General features: G+C 48.8%; 3 protein-coding genes. 1 reads left to right on the plus strand and 2 read right to left on the minus strand.

The genetic code is table 11. From position 1 onward, the window contains the following. Positions 1-64: 64 nt before the first annotated feature. A complete protein-coding gene (locus EKM84_RS14045) occupies positions 65-457 on the minus strand; it encodes a hypothetical protein (RefSeq protein WP_125766276.1) in 393 nt (130 codons plus the stop codon). Between the two features lie 102 nt (positions 458-559). Next, a complete protein-coding gene (locus EKM84_RS14050) occupies positions 560-1,270 on the minus strand; it encodes a hypothetical protein (protein ID WP_125766277.1) in 711 nt (236 codons plus the stop codon). A 100-nt stretch (positions 1,271-1,370) separates the two neighbouring features. Here EKM84_RS14050 and EKM84_RS14055 point away from each other — a divergent pair, with 100 nt between their 5' ends. Continuing rightward, entirely contained in the window at positions 1,371-1,700 is a 330-nt protein-coding gene (locus EKM84_RS14055; RefSeq protein WP_125766278.1) for a DUF5776 domain-containing protein, read from the plus strand. The last annotated feature ends 169 nt before the right edge of the window (positions 1,701-1,869 follow it).

Genomic DNA, 1,869 nt, shown 5'->3' on the forward strand with positions numbered 1-1,869 from the left:
GTCAATTAACCACCAGTCTGCAAATGGTCGTTTTAGCGTTTTTAGCACTATTACTTAAGAGATTTTAGACAGCTTCTAATAAATCATCTAAACTGACGTCCACAATTAATTTCTCCCATGTTCGGCGTCTGCCAATAACACTTTTATGATCATATTTATCCGACAACGCGCTTAAGTCTTCTTCAAAGTCACTAACGAAATCCGAAAAATTATCCGTCTTAAAATCTTCCCCTTTTACGGTTGAAATCATTACCTTGTGATTAGGTATTAACAGAATAAAACCATCCTTGTAATCATACTGTTCCCCCTTAGGATCAGTTGCTAAGGGCCCACTCAATAAAAAGCCAGACACATTTAAGTTGTCTAAATATTCGCTAATAGTTGTCTCCAGTTTCTTTACATTAGTATCTTCTTCAACTCTCGGGCTTAATTTAACAAATAAAGGATTCGTAGTCATTTAAAATTCCCCCACGTTAATATAGTTATTGGCTTAATACTACCACATCTTTTCTGACAGGATTGGACACCCCCGCATTAAACATTTTCCTATTTGGCATACCTACAATTTCCAAGTATCGAATTCCAGATAGTTGTTCTCACTCGTGAAGTAGCGGTTCACGCGGTCGCTGAAGCGCCTGGTCTGATCGTCCATGAAGGCGCGGTAGTAGTCCGGACTGTGCAAATTCAGGTTATACCCCAGCGACCCCAAGATGATGAAGATGGCCTCCTGTGTAATCCACGGGGCCGGATCCGTCGTTGGCTTGACGGGATCCCCCTTGAACACCCAGTAGAGTCGTTCCAGTTGGTCGATGAGGTCCGCATCTATTTGCGAATCCGTATAGGGTAACGGAAAGCACCAGGGCAGGTCCTCGTAGTCAGTCGCCAGGTGCGTCGTGGCCAGGATCCACTCGCGGTAACGAATCAGGTAGAAGTCCCAGATGGTCATTTGCGAAAAGGCGATGCCGACGTACGGTTGCCAATCCCAGCCCGTGTTGCGGCCACCATGGGCGTACAGCTCCACGTTCAGACGGTACAGAACCTCCGAGGCCGCTTGCACGGGCACGGCCTGGGGCCGAACCGCCCCGATGATGCGCCCCGCGTGTAGGTCCGACAGCCGGTTGGCCACGATGTTCATCAGGGGGTACTCCACCCGGTCTTCTTGCCGACAGTAGCGGCGATACCACCGGAGGACGCTCGGCACGTCCTGTTCGATGTTACAGCCCCGGTGGTAGTGACCGTCAATACTGAATGCTTCAAAGTCTTTTAGCATGTTTTCACGTTCTCTCTGTGTTGCCGCCAGCTTAGCACGGTGGTTGGGGGAAGTACATGGATTCGCGTGGGTTGGGTTGGTTAGTGGGCTTTGGCGTTTTGTGGCATCAGGATTGGCGGGCAGTTTGGGTGGGAGTCGGAACATCAATCACCACTCACTGACCAACGATCGGCGTGGATACATCACCGCGAATAGCCAGTATGTCCAGCCGGTGTACTACCAGAGTCGGCCGATTAAGATTAAAGTGATTGCCGCTAAGGGACTGAACGGCTACCATCACGTTGATCTGTCTGGCCGGGTAGCGCGGCAATACAAGCGTGGTAGCGTGCTGAAGGTGACCGCCATTCGAGACTACCACCTGACGACGCGGCTGATGTTGGCTAACGGGCAGTATGTTAGTGGGAATAAGACTTTGGTGATTAAGAAGTAGGCTTATTGAACTGTTCAGCTGATTTCAGGTTGAGCAGTTTTTTCGTTGATACAATTGTTTACTCAACGAACCATGAGAGGTGTACAATCACAGTGAGCACCAAATAACTGACCGTATTGAAATGTAGATAAAAAGGGAAAGGGCGTCCTCGATTTTTGAGGACGCCCTT

It is taken from the genome of Levilactobacillus mulengensis (genome assembly GCF_003946045.1).
GTDB classification, from domain to species: Bacteria; Bacillota; Bacilli; order Lactobacillales; family Lactobacillaceae; genus Levilactobacillus; species Levilactobacillus mulengensis.